This window comes from Pseudomonas fluorescens (genome assembly GCF_019212185.1).
In the GTDB taxonomy this organism is placed as follows: domain Bacteria; phylum Pseudomonadota; class Gammaproteobacteria; order Pseudomonadales; family Pseudomonadaceae; genus Aquipseudomonas.
The window spans coordinates 3,714,687-3,729,771 of the sequence record NZ_CP078138.1; the positions used below are offsets into that span (position 1 = coordinate 3,714,687).

Below are 15,085 nucleotides of genomic sequence, written 5' to 3' on the forward strand. Positions count from 1 at the left end.
CCGAGGTCGCCAACGGACCCTGAGCGCCATGTACCCCTCACTCAACAGCTTCCAGCCCTGTGACCTGCCGACCCTGCTCGGCAGCCTGCAAGCCATCGCGCCGCTGCTCGACACCCTGGCGGACGTGGTGTTCTTCATCAAGGACTGCGAGGCACGCTACGCCTTCGTCAACCAGACCCTGGCCCGCCGCTGCGGTTTCAAGCAGCGCAGCCAACTGCTCGGACTGACTGCCGAACAGGTGTTCCCGGAGCGTTTCGGCCCGTTGTACACCGCGCAGGATCGGCGGGTCCTCGACAGCGGTCGCGAACTGGCCGATCAACTTGAGTTGCACCTGTACTACGGCAATCAGCCGATCTGGTGCCTGACCCACAAGCTCGCCCTGCGCGATCAGCAGGGACAAATCGTCGGCCTCGCCGGCATCTCCCGCGACTTGCAAACGCCGCAGTCCAGCCACCCGGCCTATCAAAAACTGGCAGCGGTCGATGCGCATATCCGCAGCCATTTTGCCCAGCCCATCAGCCTCGCCGAACTGACCGCGATTGCTGGCTTTTCCGTGGCGCAACTGGAGCGCCACTGTAAACGGGTGTTCCAGCTCACCCCAAGGCAGATGATTCACAAGGCCCGGCTGGAAGAAGCCTCGCGCCTGCTGCTCGACAGCGACCTGCCGATCACGGAGATCGCCCTGCGCTGCGGCTACACCGATCACAGCGCCTTCAGCCGGCAGTTCCGCGCCCTCACCAGCCTGTCGCCGAGCCACTATCGCGATAACCCGCGCTGATCCGCCCAGCCGGGTGTTCCTTTAAGGGGCACCCGCGCCCCCACTGCTCCCATATGTAACACCCCTCCCAGCGCCTCCAGGCACCTCAGTCGCAAACAGCATCGACGTAGGACGTCTACGGCAAGGCCTGAAAGAAAAATCCAACTATCGACTGGAAACGGGCACGCTGCTTGCTATTGTTAATATCGTATACGAAATCCTCAATACGATATCCAACAGCATCTTCACCACCACGAGGCCTCTATGAAAAACCCAGCATTTGCCGTAGCCCTCAGCGCTGTTCTCGCTTCCACCTTTGTCGCCACCGCCCAGGCCGACAAGCTCGACGACATTATCGGTTCCGGCAAGCTGCGTTGCGCCGTGACCCTGGACTTCCCGCCCATGGGCTTCCGTGATGAAGGGAATAACCCGGCGGGCTTCGATGTGGACTACTGCCGCGATCTGGCAAAAATCCTCGGGGTCGAGGCCGAAGTGGTGGAAACCCCTTTCCCTGACCGCATCCCGGCGCTGGTCTCGGGGCGTGCCGACGTGATCGTCGCCTCCACCTCCGACACCCTGGAACGGGCCAAGACCGTCGGCCTGACCGTGCCCTACTTCGCCTTCCAGATGGTCGTGCTGACCCGCGACAACACCGGCATCAACAGCTTCGACGACATCAAGGGCAAGCCGGTCGGCAACACCAGCGGCACCTATGAAGCGATTGCCCTGGAGAAAGACGTTAAGAACTGGGGCAGCGGCAGTTTCCGCGCCTACCAGTCGCAGAACGACACCCTGCTGGCCGTCGCCCAAGGCCACATCGACGCCACCGTGGTGACCAATACCGTGGCCGCCGCCACCATTAAGTCGGGCAAATACAAGAACCTGAAAATCGCCGGCAATGCGCCGTACGTCATCGACTACGTATCGCTGGGGGCCAAGCGTAACGAGTACGGCCTGCTCAACTACCTCAACCTGTTCGTCAACCAGCAGGTGCGCACCGGGCGCTACAAGGAACTCTTCGTGAAGTGGGTCGGCACTGATATTCCGCCAACCAACCTGACCGTGCCACAGGTCTACTACTGAGGTGCCTGGCATGCCTGGGTACACTGCCATGACCGGGCGTAGCCTGGTCGCGGGCGCCGCGCAAGGCGCCCTGCTGTTCGCCGATGTCGGCTTGAGTTTCTGGGGCGGGGTCGACCCGTACAGCGGTGAGGTCATCGACCGTCACCACCCCTTGAGCGGCGATCAGTTGGCCGGACGGTTGCTGGCCATTCCCAGTGGCCGCGGCTCCTGCACCGGCAGCAGCGTGATGATGGAGCTGATCAGTAACGGTCATGCTCCGGCGGCACTGGTGCTGGCCGAGCCGGACGAAATCCTGACCCTGGGTGTGCTGGTCGCGCAGACCATTTTCCAGCGTTCCCTGCCGGTGCTGTGCATCGGCAGGGAGGCCTTCGCCGCTTTGCGCGGTCAGGCCTTTGCGCGGGTCGATGGCGCATCCCTGAGCCTGTTCGAACAACGTCCCGACGACGGCTGGCACCCCTCCGCCGAGGCGTTACCCGATGCCGGCCACGCCAGTTCCATCAATCTCAATGAGGTCGATCAGGCTCTGCTCGACGGCCAACACGGCAAAGCCGCGCAAGTGGCGATGCAGATCGTCCTGCGCATGGCCCAACTGCAAGGCGCACCGAGCCTGGTGGATATCACCCAGGCGCACATTGATGGCTGCATCTATACCGGCCCCGCGAGCCTGCGCTTTGCCGAACAACTGGTGCAATGGGGCGCCCGGGTGCGGGTGCCGACCACCCTCAATTCAATCTCCGTCGACCAACGTCGCTGGCGTGAACTGGGCATCGATCCGGCACTCGGCGAACCGGCCAGTGCCCTGGGCGATGCCTACATGGCGATGGGTGCGCAGCTGAGTTTCACCTGCGCACCCTACTTGCTCGACACTGCACCCAAGGCCGGCGAGCAAATCGTCTGGGCCGAATCCAATGCGGTGGTCTACGCCAACAGCGTGCTCGGCGCGCGCACCCTGAAATACCCTGACTACCTCGACATCTGCATCGCCCTCACCGGTCGCGCCCCGCTGATTGGCTGTCACCTGGACGCACAACGCAAGGCCCAGGTGCAGATCGAATTGCCCGACCTTGCGCAGCTCGACGACGCTTTTTATCCGCTGCTCGGTTACCACATCGGCACGCTCACCGGCAGCCGCATTCCACTGGTGCTCGGCCTGCAACGCCACACCCCAAGCCTGGATGACCTCAAGGCTTTCGGTGCGGCCTTCGCGACCACCTCGGCGGCGCCGCTGTTTCATATCGCCGGGGTCACGCCGGAGGCCATCGACCCGACGCAAGTGCTGCAGTCCGGCGTCGAGATCGAGGTGCAAACCATCAGCCTGCCGGACTTGCTCGGCAGTTGGCGCGAACTCAACAGCGCCCGCGAGCCGAAGGTGGACGTGGTGTCGCTGGGCAACCCGCACTTCTCGCTCACCGAGTTCGCGCAGTTGGCGCGCCTGTGCACCGGCCGGCGGATTCATCCGCGAGTGGTGCTGGCGATCACCTGTGGTCGCGCGGTGCTGGAACAGGCGCGGCAGGCCGGGCACATCGCGCCGATTGAAGCCTTCGGCGCGACCCTGGTCACCGACACCTGCTGGTGCATGCTCGGCGAGCCGGTGATTCCTCCTGCCGCCACAACCCTGATGACCAACTCGGGCAAGTACGCCCATTACGCACCCGGCCTGGTCGGACGCAAGGTGCACTTCGCCAGTCTTGCCGAATGCGTCGACGCCGCCTGCAGCGCCACGGCCAGCGGGCGCCTGCCGGCCTGGCTGCAACCCGCCACCCTCCTTGAGAACCCTGCGCATGTTTGACTACAGCTTCCAATGGCGCGCAGCCCTGCGCGCCCTGCCCGATATGCTGGCCGGGGCCCTGGTGACCTTCGAGACCGCCGCACTTTCGATGATCTTCGGGGTGCTGATCGCCCTCGCCCTGACCGTCATGCGTGAAGCGCACAACCCGTTCCTGCGGGGCGTGGCCAACGGCTGGGTGTCGATTGCGCGCAATACGCCGTCCCTGTTCCAGATCTACATCCTGTACTTCGGCCTGGGTTCCCTGGGGCTGCACGTCAGCTCCTGGCTGGCGTTGCTGGCGGGGATCACCTTCAACAACGCCGGCTACCTTGCGGAGAACTTTCGCGGCGGTCTCAAGGCGGTACCCGACACCCAGGTGCGCGCTGCCCGCTCCCTGGGCATGAGCGCGTTCCAGGCCTATCGCCTGATCATCGTCCCGCAGCTGCTGCGGATCGTCTTCTACCCCCTGACCAACCAGATGGTCTGGGCGGTGCTGATGACCTCACTGGGGGTGATCGTCGGTCTGAACAATGACCTCACCGGCGTGACCCAGGACTACAACGTCAAGACGTTCCGTACCTTCGAGTACTTCGCGATTGCCGCCGTGCTGTATTACCTGATTGCCAAGGCGATCGTCGCAGTAGCCCGGCTGATGGCCTGGCGGCTGTTCCGTTACTGAGGACGTGCCCATGTTTACCACCAGCTTTTCCTGGAATGATCTGCTGTTCATGCTCGACGGTGCCTGGGTCACCCTGCAACTGACGTTCTGGTCGATCATCCTCGGCTCGGTCGCCGGTCTGCTCTTCGGTCTGCTGCGCGCCCTGCTGCCACGGGCCAGCCTGCCCCTGGCCTGGGTGCTGGACGTGTTCCGCAGCGTGCCGTTGCTGATCCAGTTCGTGCTGTTCAACTCGTTCAAGAGCATCGTCGGCCTCAACATCAGCGCCTTCAGCGTCGGCTGCATCGTACTCGGCGCCTACACCGCCGCGTACTTCACCGAGATCGTGCGCAGCGGCGTGCTTTCGGTGCCGTTCACCCTGCGCCGGGCCAGTCGCTCGCTGGGCCTGAGCTACCTGCAGGACCTGCGCTGGATCGTCCTGCCGATCGCCACCCGCGTGGCCTTCCCTGGCTGGCTCAATCTGGTACTCAGCGTGATGAAAGACACCGCACTGGTGATGTGGATCGGCATCGTCGAACTGCTGCGCGCCTCGCAAACCATCGTCACCCGCATTCAGGAGCCCTTACTGGTTCTGTGCATCGCGGGCCTTATCTACTACGTCATGAGCCTGGTGGTCGCTCGCCTGGGCGCTCGTCTGGAAAGAAGGTGGCAAGAAAATGATTGAGATCGACAACGTACACAAATCCTTCGGCGATCTGGAAGTGGTCAAGGGCGTCAGCCTGACGGTGAACAAGGGCGAGGTGGTGTCGATCATCGGCGGCTCCGGCTCCGGCAAATCCACCTTGCTGATGTGCATCAACGGCCTGGAACCGATCCAGAAAGGCAGCATCCGTGTCGACGGCGTCGAGGTCCACGGCCACGGCACCGACCTCAACCGTTTGCGGCAGAAGATCGGCATCGTGTTCCAGCAGTGGAACGCCTTCCCGCACCTGACCGTGCTGGAAAACGTCATGCTTGCGCCGCGCAAGGTGCTGGGTAAAAGCAAGGCCGAAGCCGAGGCGCTGGCGGTGCAGCAACTGACCCATGTCGGCTTGGGCGACAAGCTCAGGACTTTCCCCGGCAAGCTTTCCGGCGGCCAGCAACAACGCATGGCCATCGCCCGCGCCCTGGCCATGTCGCCGGATTACATGCTGTTCGACGAAGCCACCTCGGCCCTCGATCCGCAACTGGTGGGCGAGGTGCTGGACACCATGCGCATGCTCGCCGAAGACGGCATGACCATGGTCCTGGTGACCCACGAAATCCGCTTTGCCCGGGACGTCTCCGACCGCGTGGCGTTCTTTCGCAACGGCCTGGTGCATGAGATCGGCTCGCCGGATCAGGTGATTGGTAATCCGATGCAGCCGGAGACGGCGGCGTTTCTCAAGTCGGTGAAATAGCCGATGCCAGCGAAGAGACCCTGACAGACACAACACGAACAAGGAGCAAACCATGCGCTCATCCAAGATCATCCACATCGTCAGCTGCCACGCCGAAGGCGAGGTCGGTGATGTCATCGTCGGCGGCGTCGCGCCCCCGCCCGGCGCCACCCTATGGGAACAATCACGCTGGATTGCACAGGACAACACCCTGCGCAACTTCGTCCTCAACGAACCACGCGGCGGCGTGTTCCGCCACGTCAACCTGCTGGTCCCGGCCAAAGACCCACGGGCGCAGATGGGCTGGATCATCATGGAACCGGCCGACACTCCGCCGATGTCCGGCTCCAACTCGCTGTGCGTGGCCACCGTGCTGCTCGACAGCGGCATCCTGCCGATGACCGAGCCACAAACCCGACTGGTGCTGGAGGCACCCGGCGGTTTGATCGAAGCGGTTGCCGACTGCCGCGACGGCAAGGTCGAACGGGTGGAGATCAAGAACGTGCCGTCCTTCGCCGACCGCCTCGACGCCTGGATCGAAGTCGAGGGACTGGGCTCGTTGCAGGTCGACACTGCCTATGGCGGCGACAGCTTCGTGATCGCCGATGCGCAGACCCTGGGCTTTGCGATTCGTCCGGATGAAGCGGCGGATCTGGTGGCGACCGGGCTGAAAATCACCCGCGCGGCCAACGAGCAACTGGGCTTCGTGCATCCACTGAACCCCGGCTGGTCGCATATTTCGTTCTGCCAGATCGCCGCGCCCATCGTTCGCGAAAACGGCGTGGCCACAGGCGCCAATGCGGTGGTGATCCAGCCCGGCAAGATCGACCGCTCGCCCACCGGCACCGGCTGTTCGGCGCGCATGGCGGTGATGCACGCCAAGGGCCTGATGGGGGTTGACGAACGTTTTGTCGGGCGCTCGATTCTCGGCTCCGAGTTTCACTGCCGCATCGACTCGCTGACTGAAGTCGCCGGCCGCCCGGCGATCTACCCGTGCATCAGCGGCCGCGCCTGGATCACCGGGACCCATCAACAGCTGCTCGATCCGAGCGATCCCTGGCCCCAGGGCTATCGCCTGTCCGACACCTGGCCCGGCGCCTGAGCGCAAGCGCTGACCAACGGCACCTGAAACCCCTGTTTATTTTGCAAAAAGCACTATCACAGCATTGTCATTTCAAATATCGTATACGAAATACAAAACACACAACGGAGGCAACAATGAGCAAGCGCATTAACTGGAGCGGTGTATTCCCTGCGGTCACCACCCAATTCAACGATGACTTTTCGATCAACCTGGAAAAAACCCACCAGGTGATCTCCAACGTGATCCGTGACGGCGTCTCGGGCCTGGTGGTCTGCGGTTCGGTGGGGGAAAACACCTCGCTGACCGCTGAAGAAAAAATCGCCGTGACCGAAGTCGCGGTCGATGCCTCCCGCGGTCGGGTGCCGGTGATCTGCGGCGTCGCCGAATTCACCAGCGTGCAAGCGGCAAAAGTCGCCAACGCGGTGCGCAAGGTCGGTGTCGACGGCGTCATGCTGATGCCGGCGCTGGTCTACGGCTCCAAGCCGTTCGAGACCGCCGAGCACTACCGCTACGTGGCAAAGAATGCCGACGTGCCGCTGATGGTCTACAACAACCCGCCGATCTACAAAAACGACGTCACCCCGGACATCCTGATTGCCCTGGCCGACTGCGACAACGTGGTGTGCTTCAAGGACTCTTCTGGCGACACCCGGCGTTTCATCGACATTCGCAATGAAGTCGGCGACCGTTTCGTGCTGTTCGCCGGCCTCGACGACGTCGTGCTGGAAAGCCTCGCGGTGGGTGCCGAAGGCTGGGTCTCGGGGATGTCCAACGTGTTCCCGAAAGAAGGCGAAACCATCTTCCGCCTGGCCAAGGCCGGCCGTTACGCCGAAGCCATGCCGATCTACGAATGGCTGATGCCGATCCTGCACCTCGATGCCCGCGCCGACCTGGTGCAATGCATCAAGCTCTGCGAAGCCATTGCTGGTCGCGGTAGCGCACTGACCCGTCCACCGCGCCTGGCCCTGCCGGAAGCCGACCGAGTGTTCGTCGAGCAGATCATGGCCAAGGCCCTGGCCAATCGTCCGCAGTTGCCGGACGTCGGTCTCTGAGTGAGTGCCGGGCGGACCCTTGCAGGTCCGGCCCGGCTGCCTGTTTTTGCGCCCCTACAGGAAACGCCAGCATGCCCAACGCTCAACCCACAAAAAGCGCAACCAGCCCCTCGGGACTCAAACGTGTCGTCGCCGCCGCCATGGCCGGCACCGTTGCCGAGTGGTACGAATTCTTCCTCTATGGCACCGCTTCGGCACTGGTCTTCGGACAGTTGTTCTTCCGCCAGACCGACAACCCCGTCGACGGCATCATCGCCGCCTTCGCCCTGTATGCCGTGGGCTTTCTCGCTCGGCCGCTGGGTGGCCTGGTGTTCGGTCACTATGGCGACAAATTCGGCCGCAAACGCCTGCTGCAACTGAGCCTGGTGGTGGTCGGCATCACCACCTTCCTGATGGGTTGTTTGCCCGGCTTCGACCAGATCGGCTATGCCGCGCCGATATTGCTAGTGCTGCTGCGGTTGATCCAGGGCTTCGCCTTTGGCGGCGAATGGGGCGGCGCGATTCTGCTGGTGTCGGAACACTGCCCGGACAATCGTCGCGGCTTCTGGGCCAGTTGGCCACAAGCCGGGGTGCCGGCCGGTAACCTGGTGGCGACCGTGGCGCTGCTGCTGTTGTCGTCGAATCTGTCGCAAGAGGAATTTCTCGCCTGGGGCTGGCGCGTGGCGTTCTGGTTCTCGGCGGTGGTGGTACTGATCGGCTACTGGATCCGCACCAGTGTCGACGATGCGCCCATCTTCAAGGAGGCCCAGGCGCGTCAGGCGCAGACCAAGCAACAACAGTTGGGCGTGGTTGAAGTGCTGCGTCATCACTGGCGCGCGGTGTTGGTGGGGATCGGCGCGCGGTTCGCGGAAAACATTCTCTACTACACCGTGGTCACGTTCTCCATCACCTACCTCAAGCTGGTGGTGCACAAGGACACTTCGCAAATCCTGCTTCTGATGTTCGGTGCGCACCTGCTGCACTTCTTCCTGATTCCGCTGATGGGTTATCTGTCGGATCTGGTGGGACGCAAACCGGTGTACCTGGTCGGTGCCGTGCTGACCGCGTTCTGGGGTTTTGTCGGCTTCCCGATGATGGACACCGGCAACAACTGGCTGATCATGGCCGCGATTACCCTCGGTCTGGCAATTGAGTCGATGACCTATGCGCCCTACTCGGCACTGATGGCCGAGATGTTCCCGACCCACGTGCGCTACACCGCCTTATCCCTGTGCTACCAAGTCGCGCCGATCTTCGCCGGCTCGCTGGCACCGCTGATCGCCATCACCCTGCTGAACAAGTACCACAGCTCGACACCCATCGCCTGGTACCTGGTGGGCGCCGCACTGATCTCGATTGTTGCCGTCGGCCTGACCCGTGAAACCCGCGGCAAGTCGCTGCATCAGGTGGATGCCGAGGCGGCGGCGCGGATGGCCGCACTGGAGCCTGCAAGCACCAACCCGCGTCGGGCTGATTCGTTGGCTTGATTTTCTTGATATGTCCGTTCCCCTGTGGGAGCGCTGCCATGCAGGACCACAAAATTCAACCGGAGCTTCCCCATGCCCGACATCCTCGGCCACAACTACATCGGCGGCACCCGCAGTGCCGCTGGCACCCTCGCCCTGCACAGCCACGACGCCCACACCAGTGAAGCGCTGCCGTACGTTTTCATCCAGGCCAACGCCGCTGAAGTCGATGCCGCCGCCCAGGCCGCCGCAGCCGCCTACCCGGCCTTTCGTAATCTATCGGCCAGCCGCCGCGCCGATTTCCTCGACGCCATCGCCACCCAACTCGACGCCCTGGGTGATGATTTCGTCGCGCTGGTCACCCGGGAAACCGCATTGCCCAACGCCCGCATCCAGGGCGAGCGCGCGCGCACCAGCGGCCAGATGCGCCTGTTCGCCCAGGTCCTGCGCCGTGGCGATTTCTACGGCGCGCGCATCGACCGCGCCCTGCCCGAGCGACAGCCGCTGCCACGGGTCGACCTGCGCCAATACCGGATTGGCGTCGGCCCAGTCGCGGTGTTTGGCGCGAGCAACTTCCCCCTGGCCTTCTCTACCGCCGGTGGCGACACCGCCGCCGCGCTGGCCGCCGGCTGCCCGGTGGTGTTCAAGGCCCACAGCGGCCACATGGGGACTGCCGAACAGGTGGCCGATGCAATCATCCGCGCCGCGGAACAAACCGACATGCCAAAGGGCGTGTTCAACATGATCTACGGCGCCGGCGTCGGCGAGCAGTTGGTCAAGCACCCGGCGATCCAGGCCGTGGGTTTCACCGGGTCGCTCAAGGGTGGCCGTGCCCTGTGCGACATGGCAGCGGCCCGACCACAGCCGATCCCGGTATTTGCCGAGATGAGCAGCATCAACCCTGTGCTGCTGTTGCCTGAAGCCCTGCAGGTACGCGGCGAGAAAATCGCCAGTGAACTGACGGCTTCGGTGGTGCAAGGCTGCGGACAGTTCTGCACCAATCCGGGCCTGGTGATCGGCCTGCACAGCAGCGAGTTCAGTGCGTTCATCGAACAGCTCAGCGCGCGGATGGCCGAGCAGCCGGCGCAGACCATGCTCAACGCCGGGACCCTCGCCAGCTATGCCAAAGGCGTCCAGGCGTTGCACGCTCATCCGCAGATCAAACACCTGGCCGGCCGCGAGCAACAGGGCAATCAGGCACAGCCCCAGCTGTTCCAGGCCGATGTGAGCTTGTTGCTCAAAGGCGATCCGCTGTTGCAGGAAGAAGTCTTCGGCCCGACCACGGTGCTGGTGGAAGTCGCCGATCAGGCTCAATTGCTGCAAGCGCTACAAGGTTTGCACGGGCAGCTCACCGCGACCTTGATCGCTGAACCTGGCGACCTGAACGCCTACGCGATGCTGCTGCCGCTGCTGGAGCAGAAGGTCGGTCGGATCCTGTTCAACGGCTATCCCACCGGCGTCGAAGTGTGCGACGCCATGGTCCATGGCGGCCCCTACCCGGCCACCTCCGACGCCCGTGGCACCTCGGTCGGGACCCTGGCGATCGAGCGATTCCTGCGCCCGGTGTGCTACCAGAACTGCGCGGATGAGTTGTTGCCCGAGGCACTGCAGAATGCCAATCCGTTGGGCATCGAGCGGTTGGTCGATGGGCGCAAAGAGCGTGTGGCTATCAACCTCTAACGGCTTTCCACAAAACCTGTGGGAGCGAGCCTGCTCGCGAAAACGTCAGCACATTCAACCCTTCCGTTGACTGATGCACCGCTTTCGCGAGCAGGTTCGCTCCCACAAGAGCAACCGAGATTCAAACAGGGTTTTTCACCCCAACATCGCCCTCAAATCGTTATAAAGCGCCTCTGGAATCTGCACCCCCTCCTCCAAACTGCGAACTCGCGCCTGGTAGCGCCGTTGCGATGGCAGCCGCGCGCCCTGCCCTTCAATGCCCGCGAACAGCAACTCAGCCCGAGCCAAATGCTGTTCCGTGGCATCGCCGAGAAAGCGCCGTGGATCCAGGGCAATAATCAACTCGCCATGGTACGGCGATGACTTGCTACCGGCGTCATAAGCCAGCGACTCGGCGCTGGTCAGGTCGCCGATTAAGGGTCCTGCGATCAGTTCAACCATGGCCGCCAATGCCGAGCCCTTGTGCCCGCCGAAGGTCAGCATCGCCCCAGTATCGAGAACCACATTGGCGTCGGTGCTCGGCTGGCCCTCGGCGTCCACGCCCCAGCCTTCGGGGATCGCCTTGCCGGCGCGCCGATGCAGTTCGATGTCGCCACGGGCAATGGCGCTGGTGGCGAAGTCGAAGACAAAGGGGTCTTTGCCGGCACGTGGCCAACCGAAGGCAATCGGGTTGGTGCCGAACACCGGCTGGCTGCCGCCGGCAGGCGCTACCCAGGCGTGGCTGGGGTTGCAGGCCAGGGCCACCAGGCCCGCCGCCGTCAGTTGCTCGATCTCTACCCAGAGTGCGGAGAAATGCACGCATCGATTGATCGCCAGCGCCGCAATGCCGTTGGCCCGGGTCTTTTCCTCCAGCAGCGGCAAGCCGGCCTGGAACGCCAGTTGCGAGAATCCACCGCCGGCATCGACCCGCACAATCGACGGCGCCTGGTCGATCACCTTCGGCTCGGCATCGGCCGAGACTTTGCCGGCACGCAGTGAATTCACGCAGCCAAGAATCCGGTACAGTCCATGGGACGCGCAGCCATCGCGCTCGCCAGCAATCACCGTGGCGGTCACCGCCGCAGCGTGAGCAGGATTGAAACCGTTATGCAGCAGAATCGATTCGGCCAGCTCGCGAGCTTCAGCCAGGGACAGTCGGATCATAGTCAGCTCCTTGAACAGACCGTCCAGCCTCGCCCATTGCCACCCGCAAGGCTTGATCGGTTTAGCTCAAGTCGATGACGAATTCAGCACAGTCAACGGATCAGGTCGATCAACTGCTCACGCTGCGCCCCGGTCAACATCGGGCCGAACCCGGCACCTGCGTTGTCGCTCATGGCTCGCGGCCGATGGGTACCGGGAATCACGCAGGTCACCGCCGAATGGGACAGCACGAATTTCAATGCCAGTTGCGCCCATGTGCTGACCTGCACCTGCCCGGCCCAGCCCGGCAGCGGCTTGCCGTTTAGCCGCTCCAGCAGGTCACCACCACCAAACGGCCGATTGCAGATCACCGCCACCCCGCGCTCGCGACACAGCGGCAACAGGCGTTTCTCTGCAGTCCGATCATCGAGGGTGTAGTTGATTTGCAGGAAGTCCAGGCGCTCGGTCTTGAGCAGCGCTTCGATCTCGTCGTAGGCCGAGGCGCTGTAATGACTAACACCGATGTAGCGAATGCGTCCGGCGGCCTGCCACTCACGCAAAGTCGGCAGGTGGCTTTGCCAGTCCAGCAGGTTATGGATTTGCATCAGGTCGATGCGCTCGGTTCGCAGGCGCTGGAACGATTGTTCCATTTGCGCGATGCCCTGCTCGCGGCCACGGGTCCAGACCTTGGTGGCCAGGAATGCCGGCGAACGTGGCTCATGAATCGACAGCAGCTCACCACTGGTCTGTTCGGCGTGACCGTACATCGGTGAGCTGTCGATCAGGGTGCCGCCCTTGGCGAACAGCGCTTCGAGCACCTCAGCCAAGGGTCGATAGCCGGGGTCGGCGCGCTCGACATCAAACCCGCGATAAGTGCCCAGACCGATGATAGGCAACGGCTCGCCGCTGCTGGGAATGGCGCGGGTCAGCATGGGCATGCCTCCTGGTCCGGTCGCTGGAGTGACGTGGCGGGCTGTTTCTCTTCCTTAAAGTAGTTGAATGTTGCGGCCGCTGACGAATTTCAGCGGCCGCAATGGCTTGGCACTCAAGCCTTGCTGAGCAAGACTCGGGTTACCCGCCGCTCTTCGACCTCGACCACCTTGAGGGTCCAGCCCGCCCAGGTCAGGGTGTCGCCAATCATTGGCAGACGATCCAGCAGGCTCATCACCAGCCCGGCCAGGGTCTGATAATCATCCGTGGCCTTGGCCTGGAAACCGGTGTGCTGGCGAACCTGATTGAGGTTCAGCGCACCGCTGACCAGGAAGCCGTCGTCCTGGGTGACGATGTTCGGCCCCTCGATTTCGCTGGCATCGGGCAGCTCACCGGCGATCGATTCGAGGATGTCAGTCATGGTCAGGATGCCGATGAAGTCACCGAATTCGTTGACCACAAAGGCGATGTGCGTCGACTCCTTGCGCATCTGCTCCAGGGCGTTGAGGATCGAGAAGCTTTCCAGCAGGTTGATTGCCTTACGGGCCATGGCCTCCAGGTCCGGCTGGTGACCGGCCAGCAACTCTTTCAACAATTCCTTCTTGTGCACGAAGCCCAGCGGCTCGTCGACGCGCCCCTCGCGGATCAGCGGCAAGCGCGAGTACGACGAGTGCATCAGCGTGGTGCGGATGTCCTCGGCGCTGTCACCCAGGTCAATGTGATCGACCTCGGCACGCGGGGTCATGACGCTGCGGATCGGCCGTTCAGCCAACTGCAGCACGCCGCTGATCATGATCCGTTCGCGACGGTCGAACACCTGCGCTGGCTCATCACCTTCAAGCATGTCGGCGATTTCCTCGCCCACTTCATCGGCGCTGATGCTGCGCCCACCCATCAGGCGCAACACCGCATGTGCAGTGCGCTCACGCATCGGTCGATGGCCCTGCAGGCTCTTCTTGCGACGCGAACGGGCCAACTGGTTGAACAGCTCGATCAGGATCGAGAAGCCAATGGCGGCGTACAGGTAGCCCTTGGGAATATGGAAACCCAGGCCCTCGGCCGTCAGGCTGAAACCGATCATCATCAGGAAGCCCAGACACAGCATGATCACGGTCGGGTGGCTGTTGACGAAACGGGTCAGCGGCTTGCTGGCGATGATCATCAGGCCGATGGAGAACACCACCGCAATCATCATCACCGACAGGTGCTCAACCATGCCCACCGCGGTAATCACCGCGTCCAGCGAGAACACCGCATCAAGCACGACGATCTGCGCGACGATCGGCCAGAACATGGCGTAGGCCGCATTGCCCGAACGCACGGCGACATGGCCTTCGAGGCGTTCGTGCAACTCCATGGTGGCCTTGAACAACAGGAACACACCACCGAACAGCATGATCAGGTCGCGACCGGAGAACACCTTGTCGAACACTTCGATCAACGGCTCGGTGAGGGTCACCATCCACGAGATACTGGCCAGCAGGCCCAGACGCATCAACAACGCCAGGGACAGGCCGATCACCCGGGCACGGTCACGCTGATGGGGCGGCAACTTGTCGGCGAGAATGGCGATAAACACCAGGTTGTCGATACCGAGCACCAACTCCAGCACGATCAGGGTCAACAGGCCAAGCCAGGCCGTGGGATCCGCAATCCATTCCATAGGGATTATTTGCTCTCTCGAATCAGGTTGAACGATTGACGCGCACGACAATGCGACGCCCTGCTACGCAACGTAGGGACGGTCTTCGTCTGGATAAAGGGGGGTATGTGCGAGCGGCACAGATTCAACGTGAGCGGGTCAGGCCTGTGGGCTATGACCGGGAAAGGCAGATTGAGCGGGTGAAACGCGGGACTGGGAGGCTCCAGGAGGGTGTTCATACGGACCTTTGATTTATTTCGGCCCATGATCCTACAGTGCTATCAGTCGTTTCTGACAGCAGAGTTATTACAAGATTTGACAGCCGGCCCCTCGCGCAAGGTGCCGGCCAGACGCTGGTTATACCGGGGAGATGGTGGCCAGCGCGCCGATCAGGACGGTCAACACCAGAAATCCACCGAGGAACATCGACATCTTGAGCATGTGGCCTCCACACAATTGATCGCAGGTTGCCCGTGCAGTGTGAGGCT

12 protein-coding genes and 1 pseudogene are annotated in these 15,085 nt (G+C 62.9%); 10 read left to right on the top strand and 3 right to left on the bottom strand.

Annotated elements, in window-relative coordinates; translation table 11 throughout:
* The first annotated feature begins 28 nt into the window (after positions 1–28).
* The 10 genes from KW062_RS16630 (at position 29) to KW062_RS16675 (ending at position 10,903) form a co-directional block, all read left to right on the top strand.
* Positions 29–778 carry an AraC family transcriptional regulator gene (locus KW062_RS16630; protein WP_105755497.1) on the top strand — a complete coding sequence of 250 codons (750 nt, stop codon included), beginning with the start codon at positions 29–31 and terminating at the stop codon, positions 776–778.
* 243 nt (positions 779–1,021) lie between these two features.
* Positions 1,022–1,840: an ABC transporter substrate-binding protein gene (locus tag KW062_RS16635; RefSeq protein ID WP_027618153.1), complete on the top strand. Its 819-nt coding sequence runs from the start codon at positions 1,022–1,024 to the stop codon at positions 1,838–1,840.
* A 10-nt stretch (positions 1,841–1,850) separates the two neighbouring features.
* Positions 1,851–3,629 (top strand): cis-3-hydroxy-L-proline dehydratase, encoded by a 1,779-nt coding sequence (lhpI, locus tag KW062_RS16640; protein WP_105755496.1) that lies wholly within the window; start codon positions 1,851–1,853, stop codon positions 3,627–3,629.
* Positions 3,622–4,287: an amino acid ABC transporter permease gene (locus tag KW062_RS16645; RefSeq protein WP_105755495.1), complete on the top strand. Its 666-nt coding sequence runs from the start codon at positions 3,622–3,624 to the stop codon at positions 4,285–4,287. The genes lhpI and KW062_RS16645 overlap by 8 nt, the downstream gene beginning before the upstream one ends.
* 10 nt (positions 4,288–4,297) lie before the next feature.
* Positions 4,298–4,948, top strand: a complete 651-nt coding sequence (locus tag KW062_RS16650) for an amino acid ABC transporter permease (protein WP_027618150.1) — start codon at positions 4,298–4,300, stop codon at positions 4,946–4,948.
* Positions 4,941–5,663: an amino acid ABC transporter ATP-binding protein gene (locus KW062_RS16655; RefSeq protein ID WP_027618149.1), complete on the top strand. Its 723-nt coding sequence runs from the start codon at positions 4,941–4,943 to the stop codon at positions 5,661–5,663. Before KW062_RS16650 ends, KW062_RS16655 begins: the two co-directional genes overlap by 8 nt.
* Positions 5,664–5,715: 52 nt before the next feature.
* Entirely contained in the window at positions 5,716–6,744 is a 1,029-nt protein-coding gene (locus KW062_RS16660) for a trans-3-hydroxy-L-proline dehydratase (RefSeq protein WP_105755494.1), read from the top strand.
* Positions 6,745–6,860: 116 nt separating this feature from the next.
* Entirely contained in the window at positions 6,861–7,778 is a 918-nt protein-coding gene (locus KW062_RS16665; protein WP_027618147.1) for a dihydrodipicolinate synthase family protein, read from the top strand.
* A gap of 71 nt (positions 7,779–7,849) precedes the next feature.
* Entirely contained in the window at positions 7,850–9,244 is a 1,395-nt protein-coding gene (gene abaF, locus KW062_RS16670) for a fosfomycin efflux MFS transporter AbaF (RefSeq protein WP_105755493.1), read from the top strand.
* A 72-nt stretch (positions 9,245–9,316) separates the two neighbouring features.
* Positions 9,317–10,903 (top strand): aldehyde dehydrogenase (NADP(+)), encoded by a 1,587-nt coding sequence (locus KW062_RS16675; protein WP_105755492.1) that lies wholly within the window; start codon positions 9,317–9,319, stop codon positions 10,901–10,903.
* A 135-nt stretch (positions 10,904–11,038) separates the two neighbouring features.
* Here the strand turns inward: KW062_RS16675 and KW062_RS16680 are convergent, their stop codons facing one another.
* From KW062_RS16680 to KW062_RS16690, 3 genes and pseudogenes are all read right to left on the bottom strand, one after another.
* Entirely contained in the window at positions 11,039–12,046 is a 1,008-nt protein-coding gene (locus KW062_RS16680; protein WP_027618144.1) for an Ldh family oxidoreductase, read from the bottom strand.
* Positions 12,047–12,138: 92 nt separating this feature from the next.
* Positions 12,139–12,969 (bottom strand): annotated as a pseudogene (locus tag KW062_RS16685) (aldo/keto reductase); the annotation flags it as partial.
* Positions 12,970–13,070: 101 nt separating this feature from the next.
* The gene (locus KW062_RS16690; RefSeq protein ID WP_027618142.1) at positions 13,071–14,618 is read right to left on the bottom strand and encodes a TerC family protein; all 1,548 of its coding nucleotides are present in this window, start codon (positions 14,616–14,618) and stop codon (positions 13,071–13,073) included.
* Positions 14,619–15,085: the final 467 nt, after the last annotated feature.

Excerpts from the sequence above, each read along its gene's own strand:
- KW062_RS16660 (WP_105755494.1), top strand. The coding sequence starts at position 5,716 with ATGCGCTCATCCAAGATCATCCACATCGTCAGCTGCCACGCCGAAGGC.
- KW062_RS16675 (WP_105755492.1), top strand. The coding sequence starts at position 9,317 with ATGCCCGACATCCTCGGCCACAACTACATCGGCGGCACCCGCAGTGCC.
- KW062_RS16630 (WP_105755497.1), top strand. The coding sequence starts at position 29 with ATGTACCCCTCACTCAACAGCTTCCAGCCCTGTGACCTGCCGACCCTG.
- KW062_RS16635 (WP_027618153.1), top strand. The coding sequence starts at position 1,022 with ATGAAAAACCCAGCATTTGCCGTAGCCCTCAGCGCTGTTCTCGCTTCC.
- lhpI (WP_105755496.1), top strand. The coding sequence starts at position 1,851 with ATGCCTGGGTACACTGCCATGACCGGGCGTAGCCTGGTCGCGGGCGCC.
- abaF (WP_105755493.1), top strand. The coding sequence starts at position 7,850 with ATGCCCAACGCTCAACCCACAAAAAGCGCAACCAGCCCCTCGGGACTC.
- KW062_RS16690 (WP_027618142.1), bottom strand. The coding sequence starts at position 14,618 with ATGGAATGGATTGCGGATCCCACGGCCTGGCTTGGCCTGTTGACCCTG.
- KW062_RS16655 (WP_027618149.1), top strand. The coding sequence starts at position 4,941 with ATGATTGAGATCGACAACGTACACAAATCCTTCGGCGATCTGGAAGTG.
- KW062_RS16680 (WP_027618144.1), bottom strand. The coding sequence starts at position 12,046 with ATGATCCGACTGTCCCTGGCTGAAGCTCGCGAGCTGGCCGAATCGATT.
- KW062_RS16665 (WP_027618147.1), top strand. The coding sequence starts at position 6,861 with ATGAGCAAGCGCATTAACTGGAGCGGTGTATTCCCTGCGGTCACCACC.
- KW062_RS16645 (WP_105755495.1), top strand. The coding sequence starts at position 3,622 with ATGTTTGACTACAGCTTCCAATGGCGCGCAGCCCTGCGCGCCCTGCCC.
- KW062_RS16650 (WP_027618150.1), top strand. The coding sequence starts at position 4,298 with ATGTTTACCACCAGCTTTTCCTGGAATGATCTGCTGTTCATGCTCGAC.